Source organism: Streptomyces sp. NPDC033180, from assembly GCF_055577645.1.
On the sequence record NZ_JBVIPU010000004.1, the window covers coordinates 135,333 to 153,502 of the forward strand.

An 18,170-nucleotide genomic window follows, 5' to 3' on the forward strand; every position below is an offset into this window, starting at 1 on the left:
GTCCCTCCCGACCGGCGGAAGGAGTGGCGATGAGCACGGCGGAGAAGACCGAGGGCGAGGACCTGCCTTGGGGCGAGGTCACGCCCGATGCGGCACGGCGGCTGCTGATCGCCGCCGTCGAGGCCTTCGCCGAGCGTGGGTACCACGCGACGACGACCCGGGACATCGCGGGCCGCGCCGGCATGAGCCCGGCGGCGCTCTACATCCACTACAAGACCAAGGAAGAGCTGCTCCACCGCATCAGCCGGATCGGCCACGACAAGGCCCTGCGGGTCCTGCGCACCGCGGCCGACGGTCCGGGCGGCGCGGCGGAGCGGCTCGCCGACGCCGTACGCTCCTTCGTCCGCTGGCACGCGGACCATCACACCACCGCCCGCGTGGTCCAGTACGAGCTGGACGCGCTCGGCGAAGAGCACCGCACGGAGATCGTCGCGCTGCGCCGCCAGTCGGACGCCGCGGTGCGGGACATGATCAACGACGGGGTGCGGGACGGGGAGTTCGACGTCCCCGACGTGCCGGGCACCACGCTGGCCGTGCTCTCGCTCTGCATCGACGTGGCCCGCTGGTTCAACGTCGCGGGCACCCGGACGCCGGACGAGGTCGGCGCACTCTACGCCGACCTCGTGCTGCGCATGGTGGGAGCTCAGGAGCGGGTCTCCTGAGCTCCGAAGCTCCGGGGCACTCTCAGAAGTAGTAGCGGGACACCGACTCCGCGACGCAGGCGGGCTTGTCGCCGCCCTCGCGCTCCACGGTGACCTTGGCCGTGATCTGTACGCCGCCGTCCTTGGTCTCCTCGACCTCCGTCAGCACGGCGGTGGCCCGCACCCGGGAGCCCGAGGGTACCGGCGAGGGGAAGCGGACCTTGTTGGTGCCGTAGTTGACGCCCATCTTCATGCCCTCGACCCGCATGACCTGCGGCACCAGGCTCGGCAGCAGCGACAGCGTCAGATAGCCGTGCGCGATGGTCGTCTTGAAGGGGCCCTGTGCCGCCTTCTCCGCGTCCACGTGGATCCACTGGTGGTCGCCCGTGGCGTCGGCGAACAGGTCGATCCGCTTCTGGTCGACCTCCAGCCATTCGCTGTGCCCGAGCTGCTCGCCGACTCCGGCACGCAGGTCGTCGGCCGACGCGAAGATCCTCGGCTCTGCCATGTCCCTGGCCTCCTCAAAGTATTCGAACTAAGCGCTTGCTCAGCATGCTGTGTGTGCCGACGTGTGTCAACGGAGCGGTCATCAATGCCGAGTGGCCAGCCATTAGGGTTGGGTGGGTGCCCCAGATCCCAGAGAAGATCCACGAGCTCACGGTCGGCCAGCTCTCGGCCCGCAGTGGCGCGGCCGTCTCCGCCCTGCACTTCTACGAGTCCAAGGGTCTGATCACCAGCCGCCGCACCTCGGGCAACCAGCGCCGCTACCACCGTGACGCGCTGCGCCGCGTCGCCTTCGTCCGTGCCGCCCAGCGCGTCGGCATCCCGCTCGCCACGATCCGCGAGGCGCTCGACTCGCTCCCCGAGGAGCGCACCCCCACCCGCGAGGACTGGGCACGCCTCTCGGAGACCTGGCGCTCGGAGCTGGACGAGCGCATCAACCAGTTGGGCCGGCTGCGCGATCACCTCACGGACTGCATCGGCTGTGGCTGTCTCTCCCTGGAGACGTGCGTGCTCTCCAACCCCGACGACGTCTTCGGTGAACGCCTCACCGGCTCCCGTCTGCTGGTGGAGCGCCGACCCAGGTCGTGACCGCGTCGGCGTCTGGATGCTCGTGGGCGGTCAGGCCTTCGGCGAACGGCCCCTACCGGGACTGCGTGCTCAGTACGGAGAGCGCCACCGACACCAACTGGGCGTTCGAAGCGGCCGGTTCACCGTCCGGCAGGGCCAGCGTGTCCTCCAGGCCGATGCGGGTCGCGAGGCCCAGACGCCCGGCGAGGCGCAGCACCGGCCAGGTGCCGCCCTCCTCGCCGTGCAGCAGGACGGTGCGGCCGTGCGCGCGGCCGATCATGGTGAGCAGGGCGCGGGCCGAGTCGCGGGCCGTGGCCGGGTCGGGGTCCGTCACCTCCGCGAGGACCCGCAGGACGCGCGGGCCGAGCGGGGACGCCGCGAAGCGCTCCGCCGCTTCCGTGCCGGACCAGATGCCCGCCTCCACGCCCACGCCCCGGTCCAGGAGCGCCTCGGCCACCGCTTCCGCGCCCGGCTCGTGCCAGTTCACCGACGCGTGGTCGGGCAGCGCCGTCCACGCGCGGATGTGCGCCACGCGCTGTTCGGGGTCCGCCTCGGCCCAGGCACCGGTGGTCACGCCGACCGGGACCGAGGCCTTGGAGCGCACCGCTTCCAGCGCGGCCGCAACCGCACGTGGCGCCAACGTGTCTTGCCCACAAGGGGACTTGGGGTGTACATGGACATCCCGAGCACCGGCGGCGACAGCTTGTGCCACGGACTCGGCCATCGCCCCGGGCGACAACGGGATCAACGCGCCATCGCTCGCGCCGCGGGCGCCGTTCACGCAAACCTGCATCACCCAAGGACAGTACAGACGACAACACACAGGGGGAAAGGCCGATGGGCATCGCCATCTGCTCGTTGCTGTGGAGTGCCGCGCACTCGGGGCGCCAGAAGATCACGTACGACAGTGACGGCTACCACCTCGTGCGGTTCCCGTACGCGGAGGCCGAGGAGTCGTACGACCCGTGGCACATGCACGACCCCGGCAAGGGGGGCACGAGCCCGTCGAAGTTCCCGGACGCCCGTTCCGGGCTCATCTGGCCGAGCCACGACGGCTGGGGCACCCTGTCGGCGATGATCTTCTGGGAGCCGGACGGCCGGCCCACCGAGTACCGCGTGCGCTTTGTGCGCGACCCGCTCGGCCTCTCCACCGGCTACGACTCGACGGCCACCACCGACTGGGTTCCCACCAGGGGCGGGCAGTACCGGACGCACACATGGCAGATGTTCGTCCACCCGCAGACACCGGTCGGCCTGAAGATATCGGCACGCGGCCCCGGCGACGTGAAGATCGCCGCGCCGCTCATGTTCGCCGAGTTCAAGCTGGCCATACAGTCCGAGGTGGCGACGCCCTAGGTCCGCGGACGACCCGGCCGGGCCTCATGCCGAGACCAGCGGCCGTGTCCGCCGTGCTCGCGCCCTCGCCATCGCGGCGGGCGTGAGCACCGGGGCCGGCACGACGATTCCGCAGCCCGTGCAGACGGCGCCCGAAGAGGGCTCGTGCGCCAGGCCGTGGGTCCACACGAGGTCGGACCGATCGCACACCGGGCAGTCCGTGCCCGGTTCACGCTCGAGCGCCGCTATCAGCCGGCGCAGTACCTCGGCGAGTGGTCCGCAGGGGTGGACGCCGGGGTTGTCGCACCAGGCGACCCCGAACCCTCCCCAGGTGCACCGGTGCCAGTCGTCCACGCTGCCGGGCCTTCGGAGCCCGTCGTGCTTCTCCTTGCGGCGGCGCTCCGCGAAGCCCTCCTCGTAGGCGAGCCAGACCGCACGCGCCGCTTCCAGCTCATCGAGCGCGGCCACCAGCCGCGCCGGGTCGGGTGAGCGGTCCTCGGGCCCGAAGCCCGCCCGGGAGCACAGATGGCCCCAGGTCGCCCGGTGGCCGTAAGGGGCGAACCTCTCCAGGCACTTGCGCAGTGAGTACCGCCGCAGTGCCAAATCGCTCAGCGGATCGCGCACCTGTCTCGCGAGACTCCGGAATCCGGCCATCGCCCTGCACCTCCGTCGCACGTTCTCGGACGTTGCCGAGTAGACGTATCGACACGCGATTCGGCTCCCTCGACTTCCATCCGATTTTCGACGACTGACATAAGGCGGCCGTGAGCTGGAGCTATGTGCGGTTATTGAAAAGGCGACGCATGCTCATCTTCCGGGTTCGGCAACCCGCCAGTAACCTCCGCCCCAACTCCCTCCCACAGGAGCACAAGCGGAGCCCAGAGGAGCACACATGCGTCAACGCATCGTCCGGCTCAGAACCCTCACTGCCACCGCGGCGCTCGCCCTCGCCGCGTCCCTCCTCGCGCCGCAGCCGGGGACGGCGGCCGACGAGCCCCCACCCGCCGCCGCCGCCGCCGACTACTGCGAGGGGCAGTGCGCGGACGTGCTGCCCCCCGGCGCGAACGGCAACGCCACGCTCGCCGAGATACTCGCCCACCGCGTCCTCGGCACGCAGCCCAAGCACGCGAACGACCAACTGGGGCCCTACGACGCGCTCTCCTCCGGCTATCCGGCCCTCACCGACGACAAGCTGACGGAGTTCTTCAACGACGCGTCCTTCGGCGTCCCGGACGGCCAGGCCGAGTCCGTCACCAAGCCGCGCGACGACGTGACGATCACCCGGGACAAGAAGTACGGCATCCCGCACATCAAGGGCTCCACGCGCTACGGCACCGAGTTCGGCGCGGGCTTCGCGGCCGGGCAGGACCGGCTCTGGCTCATCGACCTGTTCCGGCACATCGGCCGCGGCGAACTGACGTCGTTCGCGGGCGGCGCGCTCGCCAACCAGGGCCTGGAGCAGCAGTTCTGGCCCCAGGCCCCGTACACGGAGCAGGACCTGGAAAAGCAGGTCGAGTACATCAGGTCGACCCAGGGCGAACGCGGCAAGCAGGCCATGGAGGACGCCCAGGCCTACATCGACGGGCTCAACGCCTACCGCGTGAAGTCGAAGAACGGCCGCTACTTCCCCGGTGAGTACGTCCTCACCGGCAAGATCGACGCGATCACCAACATCGGCGAGATCGAGCCCTTCAAGGTCACCGACATGATCGCGCTCGCCTCCGTCGTCGGCGGTCTCTTCGGCAACGGCGGCGGGGGAGAGGTCGACGCGGCGCTCTCCCTCCTCAAGTCCCAGGAGAAGTACGGCGTCGAGAAGGGCACGAAGGTCTGGGAGTCCTTCCGCGCCCGCAACGACCCCGAGGCCGTCCGGACAATCCACGACGGCACGAGCTTCCCCTACGCGGGCAAGCCGGAGAACGCGCGCGGCACCGCGATGCCCGACCCGGGCTCGGTCGAGCGCGAACAGCTCGTGTACGACCGGGAGGGCGGCGCCGAGTCCGCCTCCAAGGCCCCCAAGGACCCGGTCAAGGCGCCCAGGAAGCTCGAACCGCTCCAGGGGATGTACGACGACGGGGTGCTGCCCGCCGACCTGTTCAAGAAGGACGGCCACAAGAAGGGCATGTCCAACGCTCTCCTGGTCTCCGGGAAGCACACGGCCAGCGGCAACCCGGTCGCCGTCTTCGGCCCGCAGACCGGCTACTTCGCCCCTCAGCTCCTGATGCAGCAGGAGCTCCAGGGCCCCGGCATCAGCGCGCGCGGCGTCTCCTTCGCGGGCGTCGGCATGTACGTCCAGCTGGGACGCGGCCAGGACTACGCCTGGTCGGCCACATCCGCCGGGCAGGACATCACGGACACGTACGCCGTCGAGCTCTGCGAACCGGGCGGCGGTGCTCCCACGAAGCAGTCCACGCACTATCGGCACCGCGGCACCTGCACCCCCATGGAGAAGCTGGAGCGCAAGAACGCCTGGAAGCCGACCCTCGCCGACTCCACGGCCGCGGGCTCCTACCGCATGCAGGTGTTCCGCACGAAGTACGGCGTCGTGACGCACCGCGCGAGCGTCGAGGGCAGGCCCGTCGCGTACGTCTCGCTGCGCTCCACCTACCGCCACGAGGCCGACTCGATCATCGGCTTCCAGATGCTGAACGACCCGACCTACGTGAAGGACGCCTCGACCTTCATGAAGGCGGCCCAGAACATCAGCTACGCCTTCAACTGGTTCTACGCCGACTCGCGCGACACCGCGTACTACAACAGCGGCGCCAACCCGGAGCGCGCCAAGGACATCGACCCCGCCCTGCCCGTCAAGGCTGAACAGGCCTACGAATGGCGGAACTTCGACCCGGAGGACAACACATCGGCCCGGACCCCGGCGGCCGAGCACCCGCAGTCCGTCAACCAGGACTACTACATCTCCTGGAACAACAAGCAGGCCAAGGACTTCAGCGCGGCGGGCTTCGGCCTGAGCGCCGTGCACCGAGGTGACCTGCTCGACGGCCGGGTGAGGAAGCTCACCGAGGAAGGCGGCGTCACACGGGCCTCACTGACCCAGGCCATGTCAGAGGCGGCGGTCACCGACCTGCGCGGCGAACAGGTGCTCCCCGAGCTGCTCAAGGTGGTCCGGAGCAAGCCCGTGACCGACCCCCAGCAGGCGAAGGCCGTCCAGCAGTTGGAGGCCTGGCAGAAGGCGGGCTCGCAGCGCAACCAGACGGCGGCGGGCTCCAAGACGTACGCCCACCCCGACGCCGTACGCATCATGGACGCCTGGTGGCCCCTGCTGATCGAGGCCGAGTTCAAGCCGGGCATGGGCAAGGAGCTGTACGACGCTCTGACGGCGCAGCTCGGCACCGACGAGTCACCCTCCGCCGGGCACGGCCCGACCGGGGCGCACGCCGGGTCGGCCTTCCAGTACGGCTGGTGGGGCTACGCGGACAAGGATCTGCGGGCCGTGCTCGGACAGCCCGTCGAGGGCAGGCTGGGCGAGGCGTACTGCGGCGACGGCAAGCTGGACGCCTGCCGTGACGCGCTCCTGGCCACCCTGACACAGGCCGTCGCCAAGCCCGCGACCGAGGTCTATCCCGGCGACGCGAGCTGCGCGGCGGGCAACCAGTGGTGCGCGGACTCGATCATCCACCGGGCGCTCGGCGGCATCACGCACGGGCCGATCCAGTGGCAGAACCGGCCCACGTACCAGCAGGTCGTCGAGTTCCCCAAGCACCGCTAGAGCACAGGGAGTTACGCCAGAGCGATCCGCCCTGCGGCGAACACGACACGCGCCAGCTCCTCGTGGCAGATGTCGCTGTGCGCGCCGGAGGGCGGACCGCCGCGCCGCACCACCGACGACGCGTCCACGCTCACGCACCCCTTGGCGGGGATCGCCCGGCCCAGCTTGACGCGTCTGGCGCCGTCCACCGCCCGGATGCCGTCGTACCCGATGGCGCCCCAGCGCTCCCAGAGGCCGAGGAAGGTCGAGGAGTCTCCGGCGATCTTCGACGCCAGGGGGTAGATCTTGCCCAGGGCGTCGTCGTGACGCGAGTAGCAGGACACGAGCGGACCGTCGATCCGCCGCTGCACGCCGTTGAGCGCGCCGCTGCGCGAGGGCGCGTGCGGCAGGCGCTTGGAGAACGCGTAGTGCGAGAAGGCTCCTTGGAGCAGCGTCGTGGACTTCACGCTGCGCACCGGCGCCGGCATGCCGCGCAGCGCGTACGACACGAGGCGCGCGCCGAAACTGTGCCCGATGAGGTGCACCCGCACGTCCGGGGCCTCGCGGGCGAGCAGTCCGATCGCGGGGCCGAGCCCCAGCTGGCCCACGGAACCAGCCCGGCGTTTCATCGCGTAGTAGCTCGCCTGGCGCAGGAGTTCGTGCGCCCCGTTCCACAGCCGTTTGCGCAGGCTGCCGAAGAGTTCCTGCTGCCCGGTGCCCTCCATCGCGGCTGCGAAGATCTGGCACACCTCGACCGCGTCGTCGGTCAGCATGGCGGGCAGGCCCGTCCAGGTGTCGTTGGCGAAGCGCCAGGCGGCGCTGTTCTGATGCACGGCGACCAGATTGCGCACGAGGCGTCCGTACTCGTAGAGGCGCGAAGGCACCTCGGAACTCTCCGCCAACAGTGCGCCGATCCGCTCCAGTTCGTCGTCGTGGTCGGGGAACGTGCGCGCAAGCAGGATCCGGGTCGGCTCGTCGAGCAGGGGTCCCGCGCCCGGTGCCGGACCCGGCCCGGTGGCCGTGAGCGAGGGTTCGAAATCCGGGATCGGTTCGTCGGGGAAGCGGATGGCGGGCCAGAGCACGCCCAGGTATCCCAGGCGCACGCGCGGGCCCGCGAGGTCCCGGCACGGTGCGAAGAACCGTCGGTAGAGGTCGGTCGCCATGTCTTGGTCGTTGTTCCAGCCGTGCGCGAGGACGAGGAGATCGGTGACGTGCTCGGCGGCCACCTCGGCGAGGAGATGGTCGCGTTGCGTGGTGTTGACATCCCCGTCGGCGTCGAAGGTCAGTTCCCAGTAGGGCTCCACACGGCCCATCGTCCTGCGGCCCCGGTGTACTGACCAGATGTCCCGCACAACACGTTGGGACAGGCGCCCACCCCCGGCGGCACCTGCCCCAACGCGGTCGTGGTCATCGAGGGCGGGGAGGCGGAGCTCGATCCGTACGAGGTCATCGAGTGGCGCCGCCTGACTTCCTGGTACGGCCCGGGCTACCGTGGGCAGCTGTCCGTCGCCGCCGAGACAGAGGCCGCACTACGGCTTCGAACTCCTTCGCTCGGGTGTCAGTTTCATGCCAGCTCCCGCTCGCGGGTTTCCGGCAGCGCGAGAACACACACCAGGGACACGATCGCCATCGCGCTCACGTACCAGCCCACCGACGAGGAACCGAACGCGGACTGCAGCCGCGTCGCCACCAGAGGGGAGACCGCGCCGCCGAGCACGCCGCCCAGGTTGTAGGCGAGCGAGGCGCCCGAGTAACGCACGTTCGTACCGAACAGCTCCGGCAGGTACGCGCCCATCGGCCCGTACACCACGCCCATGCAGAACAGCGCGCCGCCGAGCGCCAGCGCCATGAGGACGGGCTGCTCGGTGTCCAGGAGGGGGAAGAGCACCAGGCCCCACACCACCGCGAGCCCGGCGCCCGCGAGGACCAGCTTGCGGCGGCCGACGCCGTCGGAGCGTGTCGCGGCGAGCCACGTACCGGCCGCGAGGAAGAGGCAGGCGAACAGGGACAGGCCCAGCATCGTGTTGCGCGAGACCCCCAACGTGCCGGTGGAGTAGGCGAGGCAGTACGTCGTCGCCGTGTAGAAGAGGCCGTACGCGACGATCATCCCGCCCGCGCCGAGCAGCAGTTCGCGCGGATAGCGCCGCAGCACATCGAGCGTGGGGACCTTGCTGGCCTCCTGTGCGTCCATGACCTTCGCGAAGACCGGCGTCTCGCTGATGCGCAGCCGTACGAAGAGTCCGACGCCGACCAGGAGGAAGGAGAGCAGGAACGGCACGCGCCACCCCCAGGAGCGGAACGCGTCGTCGGAGAGGACAGCGGAGAGCAGCCAGAAGACGCCGGTCGCCGCGAAAAAGCCCACGGAGGGGCCGAGTTGGGGGAAGGCGGCGTACATGCCGCGCTTCTTCCTCGGCGCGTGCTCCACCGCGAGCAGCGCGGCCCCGCCCCACTCGCCGCCGAGACCGATGCCCTGAAGGAAGCGCAGCAGGATCAGCAAGGCCGGCGCCCAGATGCCCAACGTGTCATATCCGGGCAGAAGTCCGACGAGTGCCGTCGACAGACCCATGAGCAGCAGCGAGGCGACGAGCACCGACTTGCGGCCGACCCGGTCGCCGAAGTGCCCGAAGACCACCGACCCGATGGGCCGCGCCGCGAACGCCACCGCGTAGGTGGAGAAGGAGGCGAGGGTGGCGTTGACCGGGTCCAGGGTCGGGAAGAACGCATCGTTCAGGACGAGGGCGGCCGCCGTGCCGTAGATGTAGAAGTCGTAGAACTCGATGGCCGTCCCGATGAACGACGCCACGGCCACGCGGCGCATGCTCTCGGGACTGGCGCCCGCGTCGTCGGCCCGCTGTCTCTCTGCTGCTGTCGTTTTCTCTGCTGCTGTCGTTTCACTCCGCACGACCGGCACTGTCGCGTTGGATGTATGAGCCAGTCAATACCCGGGACGCCTCGTCTCGGTCATTGAGACTGGCGGTGAGCTGCGGTGACGCGGTGCAGATGGATCAGGATGTCGTGCGTGGGGCCGAGCCGGATCTTGTGGGGCCCGTCCGGGAACGCCGTGCCGATGCTCTTGGTCATCCGTCCCTTGCCCAGCCACTTCCGGGGGGTCGCGGGAGCGCTCCTCATGTCGAGGAAGTAGTCGTCGTGGCGCACCTTGTCGAGCGTGTACTCGTTCATGCCGTGCGTGGCCGCGCCCACCGAACGCGGCTTCCACACCTCGGACTCCGCGCTCTGCGCCATCAGCGATCCCCGGTCGAAGGTGAACCCGATGCTCACGTACCGCTTGCCGAGCCGGTCCCGCAGGAAGGCCCCCTGCATCTTCGGGTAGCGCGGGTCGTAACTCTCGTACCCCACATGCGCGTTGTGTGCCGACAGAAGCACCTTGTCGCCGGTGTGCCGCTGCCACCAGGCGGTGTTCCGCGCCATGAGGCGATCGCGGTACAGCATGCCGTCCTTGATCCCCTCGGGGGTCTCGAAGGGGAAGGCGTAGATCGTGGAGGTCTGGGAGACGGAACGGGCGTGCTGCAGGGCCAGGGTGAACTCGCGATCGGCGGATGCGGGTTGCAGCTTCTTCAGCAGGTCGTGCGCCTCACGCGCCTTCCCGGCCAGCTCCTGCCGCTCCTCCAGTGGCCTGCCCATGTACGTGTCCCCGTCCGCGAGGCGGCGGATCGGCGCGTACAGCTCGGTGATCCTGGGCAGCAGGCCGGGCTCGTGGGCGCGGACGTAGTCCGCCACGCCGTCGAACAACTCGGCCCCGATCTCGGGGTAGTTGAGGTCGTTTCCCATGAAGCGCACCTGGCGGTGCGGGTGCTCGTCGTTGTACGTGCGCATCCACGTCAGGAGTTCGACATACTCCTCGGTGTCCCAGGGCGTCTTCGCGAGCTCCTTGTGGACGAGCTCGCGCACATCCCCCTCGCCCCCGCGCACGTACGCGTCGAAGCGCAGTCCCGTCGTCCAGCTGACCTCCTGCGCGAAGGTGGTGAACCCCTTCTCCTCCACGAGGTAGCGGAACACCCGGTCCTTCATGGTGAAGAACTCGTGTGAACCGTGTGTGGCCTCGCCCAGGCCCACCACCGAAGCGTCACCCACCATCCGGCCCATCGGCCGCAGGTCCTTCGTGGAGCCGCCGGGATCGGTCGAGCGCAGGGGGTGGGCGGCGCTTTCGATCGCCGGTACCGGGTCCGTGGACGTGGGCGACGCGCCGGCCTGAGGGGCGACGAGCACCCCCAGGCCGAGCGTCCCGGCCAGTGCCAGCGGAACCGTGCGGCGTACTGTCCGTGCCATACGGGATCTCCTCAACTCGGGCGTACGGAGCTGAAGATCACGATCCCGGACCGCCCGGGGGTGCACCAGCCAGCAGGCACCCCCCTGCCGGGTAGGGCCTTCCCCACCCCCCTACCGGTAGTGCAGATACCGCTTCCGCACCGCACGGAAGCGCGCGAGATCGTCCTGCCAGGCGTCCACCACCTCGTCCGCGTCCGCGCCCGCGTCGATCATGGTGCGGACCCGCGTGGTGCCCGTCAGCTTGTCGATCCAGTTGTCGGGGCGCCAGGCGAAACCGCTCCACGTCTTCTTGGCGGTCACCAGGAGCGCGATGCCGGTGCGCACCGGGTCGAACGACTCGCGGTCGTGCACGTGCAGCTGGACGCCGCCGATCGTCCTGCCCTGGAACTTGGAGAACGCCGGTGCGAAGTAGGCCTCCCTGAAGTGCACGCCGCGCAGGCCCAGTTCATCGACCGACTCTGCCCACTTCCGGTCGATGCCCTCCGCGCCGAGCAGCTCGAACGGGCGGGTCGTGCCGCGCCCCTCGGAGAGGTTCGTGCCCTCGAAGAGGCAGGTGCCGCTGTAGACCAGGGCGGTCTCGGGCGTGGGCATGTTCGGGCTCGGCGGCACCCACGGCAGCGCGGACGCCTCGTAGAAGTCCGAGCGCTTCCACCCGGTCATCCGTACGGTCTCCAGGTCGGCCGGACGCTCCAGGAACTCCCCGTTGAACAGCAGCGCGAGCTCCGTCACGGTCATCCCGTGCGCCTGCGCTATCGGCTGCCGTCCGACGAACGTGGCGAACTCCTTGTGCAGGACGGGCCCGTACGCGCCGCGCCCCGTCACCGGGTTCGGCCGGTCGAGGACCACGATCCGCTTGCCCGCGAGCTCGGCCGACTCCATGCAGTCGAAGAGCGTCCAGATGTACGTGTAGAAGCGCGCCCCCACGTCCTGGATGTCGAAGACGATCGTGTCGACGCGGGCGGCCGTGAAGATGTCGGCCAGGGCCTTGCCGCTCTTCTGGTACGTGTCGTAGACGGGAAGCCCGGTCGCCGGGTCGTCGTAGCGCCCTTCGGAGCCGCCCGCCTGGGCCGTTCCCCGGAAGCCGTGCTCGGGGCCGAACACCGCGACCAGGTCCACGCGCTCGTCGGCGTGCATGACGTCGACGATGTGGCGTACGTCCCGGGTGACGCCGGTCGGGTTCGTGACCACACCGACCCGCTCACCGTCCAGGAGGGCGTACCCGTCGGCGACCAGGCGCTCGAAGCCGGTGCGCAGCCGCCGGCCGGCGCCCGGTCCGCCGCCGCCCGGTCCGCCCCCGCCTCCGGCCGCGGTCGCCGGGGCCGCCGATGTGAGGGCCGTGGCCGTGGTGGCGGCCAGCAGGCCTCGTCTGGACAGACTGCGTCGGGACAGGTTCATGCAGAGACCTCCGAGTGCGCGGTGGCTGTCATGGCCACGCACGCTAGCGCGCGGACCCCGGCCGGGGAACGAACCCGGCTGCCCGACCCTCTTCCATCCGAACATACCGACTGGTTAGTCTGCGATCACAGCGGAGCCGCAGTCGAAGGAGACTGATCGTGGAGACCCTGCAGGACAAGGGAGTTGTCGTCACCGGCGCCGGAGGCGGGATCGGGGCCGCGCTGGCCCGCCGGTTCGCCGCCGCCGGGGCGCGCGTCGTGGTCAACGACCTGGACGCGGCCAAGGCCGAGGCGGTGGCCGGCGAGATCGGCGCCATAGCCGTGCCGGGGGACGCGTCCACGATCGTGCCGGAGGCCAGAGAGGCCCTGAGCGGCACCATCGACGTGTACTGCGCCAACGCGGGCCTCGGCTCCGGCGGCTCGGAGGCAGCGCCCGAGGAGGTCTGGGCCACGGCCTGGGACGTGAACGTCATGGCCCACGTCCGCGCGGCCCACGCGCTGCTCCCCGAGTGGCTGGAGCGCGGCAGCGGCCGCTTCGTCTCCACCGTCTCGGCGGCAGGACTGCTCACCATGATCGGCGCCGCGCCCTACAGCGTCACCAAGCACGGCGCGTACGCCTTCGCCGAGTGGCTCTCGCTGACCTACCGCCACCGCGGGATCGACGTCCACGCGATCTGCCCCCAGGGCGTGCGCACCGACATGCTCGCCGCCACCGGTACCGCGGGCGACCTCGTCCTCACACCCACCGCGATCGAGCCGGACGACGTCGCGGACGCGCTCTTCGCCGGGATGGCGGAGAACCGCTTCCTGATCCTGCCGCACCCCGAGGTCGCCGAGTACTACCGCATCCGCGCCGCCGAGCCGGACAAATGGCTCACCGGCATGAACCACATCCAGCAGAAGTGGGAGGCGACGGAGCGGTGAGCGAACTCCCCGCGGCCGACGGCTCCCCGCTGGCCCCCGACGCCTCCATATACGCTGCCAAGCCCTGGCTCGCCCGCCTCACCGAGGCCCAGCGCGGTCCGGTCGAACCCGCCGCTTCCGTCGTGCACGCCTTCCGCGCCTCGGTGCTCAGAGCCCCCGATCACACGGCCCTCGCCTACTTCGACGGGCGCTTGAGCTACCGCGAGGTGGACGCCCTCACCGACTCCGTCGCCGGACATCTGGCCGCGCGCGGGCTCGCCCGGGGCGACCGGGTCGCGATCCTCCTGCAGAACACCCCGCACTTCGTGATCGCGCTGCTCGGCGCGTGGAAGGCGGGCGCCACGGTCGTGCCGGTGAACCCCATGTACAAGTCGGCGGAGGTCGGGCACGTCCTCGCGGACGCCGACGTGACCGCGCTGATCTGCTCGGACCGCGCATGGGAGACGTATCTGCGCGAGACGGCCGCGCCCTCTCCCGTACGCATCGTGCTCACCGCGTGCCAGCTCGACCTGCAGACCCGCGACGACGTGCGCGTCCTGGACTTCGAACGCCTCCCGCAGGCCGCCGACGCCGACGATCTGGTGACGGTCGCCCGGCAGGGGCTCCCGGCCCCGGGGGACCGTCAACTCGGCCCTTCCGACGTCGCGTTGATCAGCTACACGTCGGGTACGAGCGGTCAGCCCAAGGGCGCCATGAACACCCACGGCAACATCACCTACAACGCCGAGCGGCAGCGCACGGGCTCCGGCATCCCGGAGGGTGCCTGCTACTTCGCGATGGCTCCGCTCTTCCACATCACGGGCATGGTCGCCCAGGTCGCCGCCTGTCTGACCAACGCGGGCACCCTCGCGCTCGCGTACCGCTTCGAGGCCGGAGTCGTCCTGGACGCCTTCGCCGAGCACCGCCCCGCGTACACCGTGGGCCCCTCCACGGCCTTCATGGCGCTCGCCGCCCACCCCTCCGTCACGCGGGAGCACTTCGACTCCTTCGCGATGATCTCCTCGGGCGGCGCCCCCCTGCCGCCCGCCCTGGTGGAGAAGTTCCGCGCGGGCTTCGGCCCGTACATCCACAACGGCTACGGGCTCACCGAATGCACCGCGCCCTGCGCCTCCGTGCCGCCGGGCCAGGAAGCGCCGGTCGACCCGGTGTCCGGCACGCTGGCCGTCGGTGTCCCCGGCCCCGAGACGGTCGTCAGGATCGTCGACGACCACGGCGCGGACGTCCCCTTCGGGGAGCAGGGCGAGATCACCGTGCGGGGCCCGCAGGTCGTGCCCGGCTACTGGAAGCGCCCCGACGCCACGGACGAGGCCTTCCCCGACGGCGAGCTGCGCACCGGCGACATCGGCTTCATGGACGCCCAGGGCTGGCTCTACGTGGTCGACCGCAAGAAGGACATGATCAACGCGTCCGGTTTCAAGGTCTGGCCGCGCGAAGTGGAGGATGTCCTCTACAGTCACGCAGCCGTCCGTGAGGCGGCGGTGATCGGTGTCCCGGACAGCTACCGCGGCGAGACGGTCAAGGCCTTCGTCAGTCTGCGCCCGCAGGCCGACGTGGCGCCGGACGACCTCGCGGCGTACTGCAAGGAACGGCTCGCGGCATACAAGTACCCCCGCGCGGTCGAGATCCTGCCGGAGCTGCCGAAGACGACAAGTGGGAAGATCCTCCGGCGGGAACTGCGTTCCCGGAACGACTCGGGCTCTCGGCGAGACGAGAGCTAGCCAAACTCGAAAGGCAGGTGGCGGCAGTGGCCAGGACGACGGACGGTGACGGCACGCCCGTCCCTCAGCGGCTGCTCGCCGCCGCCACGCGGCTCTTCGCCGACCGCGGCTACGACCGCACATCGGTGCAGGAGATCGTGGAGTCGGCAGGCGTCACCAAGGGTGCGCTCTACCACTACTTCGGCTCCAAGGACGATCTCCTGCACGAGGTGTACGCACGTGTCCTGCGCGTACAGCAGGAGCGTCTGGACGCCTACGCGGACGCCGATGCCCCGATCGAGCAGCGGGTACGGGACGCGGCGGCGGACGTGGTCGTCACGACGATCGACAACCTCGACGACGCCTCGATCTTCTTCCGCTCCATGCACCACCTGAGCCCGGAGAAGAACAAGCAGGTGCGGTCCGAGCGCCGCCGCTACCACGAGCGGTTCCGCGCGCTGATCGAAGAGGGCCAGGAGGCCGGCGTCTTCTCCAAGGCGACCCCGGCGGACCTGGTGGTGGACTACCACTTCGGCTCGGTCCACCACCTGTCCACCTGGTACCGCCCGAACGGCCCGCTCACCCCGCAGCAGGTCGCCGACCACTTGGCGGACCTGCTGCTGAGGGCGCTGCGCCCGTAGTTACAGGTACTTCTTGAGCTCCCGCCGGGCCAGCGACCGCTGGTGCACCTCGTCAGGCCCATCGGCCAGTCGCAGCGTCCGCGCCGCCGCCCACAGTTCGGCCAGCGGGAAGTCCTGACTGACGCCACCCGCGCCGTGCAGCTGGACGGCCTGGTCGAGGATGTCGACGACCGTCCGCGGCGTCGCGATCTTGATGGACTGGATCTCCGTGTGCGCGCCCTTGTTGCCCACGGTGTCCATCAGCCACGCGGTCTTCAGGACGAGCAGCCGCAGCTGCTCCACCGCGACCCGGGCGTCCGCGATCCACTCCTGGACCACGCCCTGCTGTGCGAGGGGCTTGCCGAAGGCCGTACGCGCCACCGCACGCTGACACATCAGCTCGATCGCACGCTCGGCCATGCCGATCAGCCGCATGCAGTGATGGATACGGCCAGGACCCAGGCGTGCCTGGGCGATGGCGAAGCCGCCGCCCTCCTCGCCGATCAGGTTGCTGACGGGGACCCGGACCCGGTCGAAGACGACCTCGGCGTGGCCGCCGTGGGAGTGGTCCTCGTAGCCGTACACCTGCATCGCGCGCCGTACTTCGACACCGGGGGTGTCGCGCGGCACGAGCACCATGGACTGCTGGCGGCGCGGGTCGGCGCCGTCGGGGTCCGTCTTGCCCATCAGGATGAAGATCTGGCAGTGCGGGTTCATGGCCCCGGAGATGTACCACTTGCGCCCGGTGATCACGTACTCGTCGCCGTCACGCTCGATCAGGGTCGTGATGTTCGTGGCGTCGGACGAGGCCACCTCCGGCTCGGTCATCGCGAACGCCGAGCGGATCTCACCGGCGAGCAGCGGCTCAAGCCACTGCTTCTTCTGCTCGTCGTTGCCGAACTGGGCGAGCACCTCCATGTTGCCGGTGTCCGGGGCCGCGCAGTTCAGCGCGGTGGGCGCCAAGTGCGGGGAGCGGCCGGTGATTTCGGCGAGCGGCGCGTACTGGAGGTTGGTGAGCCCCGCGCCGTGCTCGGCGTCCGGAAGGCTGTGTTGGTCTACAAAGAAAAGATTCCACAGCCCCTGCCTGCGGGCCTCGGCCTTCAGTTCGCCGACGATCGCCGGGGTGTCCCAGGGCGACGCGAGCCGGGCGCGCTGCTCGTCGGCGGTCTTCTCCGCCGGGTAGACGTGCTCGTCCATGAAGGTGAGGAGCCTGGCGCGCAGCTCCTCGGTGCGGGCGTCGAATGCGAAGTCCATGGCTGTCTCAGCCTTCCTGTCGTCCTTGGAGGGTGGTGAGGCCGTGCTCGATGAAGACGGGGACCAGCTCCCCGATGCGGTCGAAGCCCGCGCCGACCGTCTGGCCGAGCGTGTACCGGTAGTGGATGCCCTCCAGGATCACGGCGAGCTTGAACCACGCGAACGCCGTGTACCAGGAGACCGCGGAGACGTCGCGCCCCGAGCGCGCGGCGTACCGCTCGATCAGCTCGGCGGCCGCCGGGTGGCCGGCCGCGCCCGCGGTGGTGCTGATGGGGGAGCCCGGCAGTTCGAGCCGGGTGCTGTACATGACGAGCAGCCCGATGTCGGTGAGCGGATCGCCGAGGGTGGACATCTCCCAGTCGAGGATCGCCTTGATCTGGTCGTCATCGCCGATCAGGACGTTGTCGAGACGGTAGTCGCCGTGCACGACGGTGGGCGCGGGGGAGACGGGCAGCTGCCGCCCGAGGGCGGCGTGCAGCTCGTCGATCCCCGCCAGGTCGCGGCCCCGCGAGGCGTCGAGCTGCTTGCCCCAGCGGCGCAGCTGCCGGTCGAGGAAGCCGTCGGGCCGCCCGAAGTCACCGAGGCCGACCGCTTCGGCGTCCACGGAGTGCAGGTCGACGAGGGTGTCCACGAGGCCGATGACCGCCGCGCGGGTGCGCTCGGCGCCCAGCGGCGCCAGCTCCTCGGCGGTGCGGTACGGCGTGCCGTCCACGAAGTCCATGACGTAGAAGGGCGCACCGAGCACGTCGACGTCCTCGCAGAGCAGCACCGGCGCCGGCACCGGGACCTCGGTCCCTCGGTGCAGGGCGCTGATCACCCGGTGCTCGCGCTTCATGTCGTGCGCGGTCGCGAGCACGTGTCCGAGCGGTGGCCGCCGTACGACCCAGCGCGCGCGGCCGTCCGTCACGGCGTACGTGAGGTTCGACCGGCCGCCCTCGATCAGCCGGGCGGTGAGCGGTCCGCCCACGAGGCCCGGCCGCTCGCGGTCCAGGTGGCCGCGCAACTGGTCGAGATCGAGGCCTGGTGGATGGTCTGAGCTCATCTTCGCTCCTGGTCGGACGGTCGTCGTCTGAGTGCCGCGCCGCTGACGCGCGGCGTCGCGCTGACGTTCATGATGCCGACCAGTCGGTATGTAGTCCAGAGCGCAGGGGGAACGTGATCAGGATCGCGGCGGCGCGAAGGCGTCCGTACAAGCCGATCCCCCGCCACAGACTGCCAGTTGGCGCCCGTGCGGGGGAAGTCGG

General features: G+C 70.2%; 16 protein-coding genes. 7 read left to right on the forward strand and 9 right to left on the reverse strand.

What is annotated here, in order from left to right; translation table 11 throughout:
• The first annotated feature begins 29 nt into the window (after window positions 1-29).
• Complete coding sequence (locus tag ACZ5WE_RS14540; RefSeq protein WP_467686888.1) at window positions 30-662, forward strand: TetR/AcrR family transcriptional regulator; 633 nt, start codon at window positions 30-32, stop codon at window positions 660-662.
• Window positions 663-684: 22 nt separating this feature from the next.
• On the opposite strand, the gene ACZ5WE_RS14545 is transcribed toward ACZ5WE_RS14540, so the two are convergent.
• A complete protein-coding gene (locus ACZ5WE_RS14545) occupies window positions 685-1,149 on the reverse strand; it encodes a MaoC family dehydratase (protein WP_467686886.1) in 465 nt (154 codons plus the stop codon).
• A 116-nt stretch (window positions 1,150-1,265) separates the two neighbouring features.
• Between ACZ5WE_RS14545 and soxR the strand changes: the two genes are divergently transcribed.
• Complete coding sequence (gene soxR / locus ACZ5WE_RS14550) at window positions 1,266-1,733, forward strand: redox-sensitive transcriptional activator SoxR (RefSeq protein ID WP_467686884.1); 468 nt, start codon at window positions 1,266-1,268, stop codon at window positions 1,731-1,733.
• Window positions 1,734-1,785: 52 nt separating this feature from the next.
• Here the strand turns inward: soxR and ACZ5WE_RS14555 are convergent, their stop codons facing one another.
• Window positions 1,786-2,508: a 3-keto-5-aminohexanoate cleavage protein gene (locus ACZ5WE_RS14555; RefSeq protein WP_467686883.1), complete on the reverse strand. Its 723-nt coding sequence runs from the start codon at window positions 2,506-2,508 to the stop codon at window positions 1,786-1,788.
• 41 nt (window positions 2,509-2,549) lie between these two features.
• On the opposite strand from ACZ5WE_RS14555, the gene ACZ5WE_RS14560 reads away from it, so the two are divergent.
• Entirely contained in the window at window positions 2,550-3,068 is a 519-nt protein-coding gene (locus ACZ5WE_RS14560) for a hypothetical protein (RefSeq protein ID WP_467686881.1), read from the forward strand.
• A gap of 24 nt (window positions 3,069-3,092) precedes the next feature.
• Here ACZ5WE_RS14560 and ACZ5WE_RS14565 read toward each other — a convergent pair whose 3' ends face one another.
• Window positions 3,093-3,701, reverse strand: coding sequence for a hypothetical protein (locus ACZ5WE_RS14565; protein ID WP_467686879.1), 609 nt, complete (start codon window positions 3,699-3,701; stop codon window positions 3,093-3,095).
• Window positions 3,702-3,939: 238 nt separating this feature from the next.
• Between ACZ5WE_RS14565 and ACZ5WE_RS14570 the strand changes: the two genes are divergently transcribed.
• The gene (locus ACZ5WE_RS14570; RefSeq protein ID WP_467686878.1) at window positions 3,940-6,771 is read left to right on the forward strand and encodes a penicillin acylase family protein; all 2,832 of its coding nucleotides are present in this window, start codon (window positions 3,940-3,942) and stop codon (window positions 6,769-6,771) included.
• 11 nt (window positions 6,772-6,782) lie between these two features.
• Here the strand turns inward: ACZ5WE_RS14570 and ACZ5WE_RS14575 are convergent, their stop codons facing one another.
• From ACZ5WE_RS14575 to ACZ5WE_RS14590, 4 genes are all read right to left on the reverse strand, one after another.
• A complete protein-coding gene (locus ACZ5WE_RS14575) occupies window positions 6,783-8,054 on the reverse strand; it encodes a serine-threonine protein kinase (RefSeq protein WP_467686876.1) in 1,272 nt (423 codons plus the stop codon).
• Window positions 8,055-8,314: 260 nt separating this feature from the next.
• On the reverse strand, window positions 8,315-9,568 hold the full coding sequence (locus tag ACZ5WE_RS14580) for an MFS transporter (RefSeq protein ID WP_467686874.1): 1,254 nt from the start codon (window positions 9,566-9,568) through the stop codon (window positions 8,315-8,317).
• Between the two features lie 143 nt (window positions 9,569-9,711).
• The gene (locus ACZ5WE_RS14585) at window positions 9,712-11,037 is read right to left on the reverse strand and encodes an erythromycin esterase family protein (RefSeq protein WP_467686872.1); all 1,326 of its coding nucleotides are present in this window, start codon (window positions 11,035-11,037) and stop codon (window positions 9,712-9,714) included.
• A 111-nt stretch (window positions 11,038-11,148) separates the two neighbouring features.
• Window positions 11,149-12,432 carry an exo-beta-N-acetylmuramidase NamZ family protein gene (locus tag ACZ5WE_RS14590; protein ID WP_467686870.1) on the reverse strand — a complete coding sequence of 428 codons (1,284 nt, stop codon included), beginning with the start codon at window positions 12,430-12,432 and terminating at the stop codon, window positions 11,149-11,151.
• Window positions 12,433-12,587: 155 nt separating this feature from the next.
• Here ACZ5WE_RS14590 and ACZ5WE_RS14595 point away from each other — a divergent pair, with 155 nt between their 5' ends.
• The 3 genes from ACZ5WE_RS14595 to ACZ5WE_RS14605 are packed head-to-tail and all read left to right on the forward strand — an operon-like array spanning window position 12,588 to window position 15,693.
• Window positions 12,588-13,355 carry an SDR family oxidoreductase gene (locus tag ACZ5WE_RS14595; RefSeq protein ID WP_467687120.1) on the forward strand — a complete coding sequence of 256 codons (768 nt, stop codon included), beginning with the start codon at window positions 12,588-12,590 and terminating at the stop codon, window positions 13,353-13,355.
• Window positions 13,301-15,073 (forward strand): class I adenylate-forming enzyme family protein, encoded by a 1,773-nt coding sequence (locus ACZ5WE_RS14600; RefSeq protein WP_467686868.1) that lies wholly within the window; start codon window positions 13,301-13,303, stop codon window positions 15,071-15,073. Before ACZ5WE_RS14595 ends, ACZ5WE_RS14600 begins: the two co-directional genes overlap by 55 nt.
• A gap of 26 nt (window positions 15,074-15,099) precedes the next feature.
• Window positions 15,100-15,693 carry a TetR/AcrR family transcriptional regulator gene (locus ACZ5WE_RS14605; RefSeq protein WP_453445059.1) on the forward strand — a complete coding sequence of 198 codons (594 nt, stop codon included), beginning with the start codon at window positions 15,100-15,102 and terminating at the stop codon, window positions 15,691-15,693.
• On the opposite strand, the gene ACZ5WE_RS14610 is transcribed toward ACZ5WE_RS14605, so the two are convergent.
• Together ACZ5WE_RS14610 and ACZ5WE_RS14615 are read right to left on the reverse strand one after the other, a co-directional pair.
• On the reverse strand, window positions 15,694-16,926 hold the full coding sequence (locus ACZ5WE_RS14610; RefSeq protein WP_467686866.1) for an acyl-CoA dehydrogenase family protein: 1,233 nt from the start codon (window positions 16,924-16,926) through the stop codon (window positions 15,694-15,696).
• Between the two features lie 7 nt (window positions 16,927-16,933).
• Window positions 16,934-17,968, reverse strand: coding sequence for a phosphotransferase family protein (locus ACZ5WE_RS14615; protein ID WP_467686864.1), 1,035 nt, complete (start codon window positions 17,966-17,968; stop codon window positions 16,934-16,936).
• Between the last annotated feature and the right edge of the window lie 202 nt (window positions 17,969-18,170).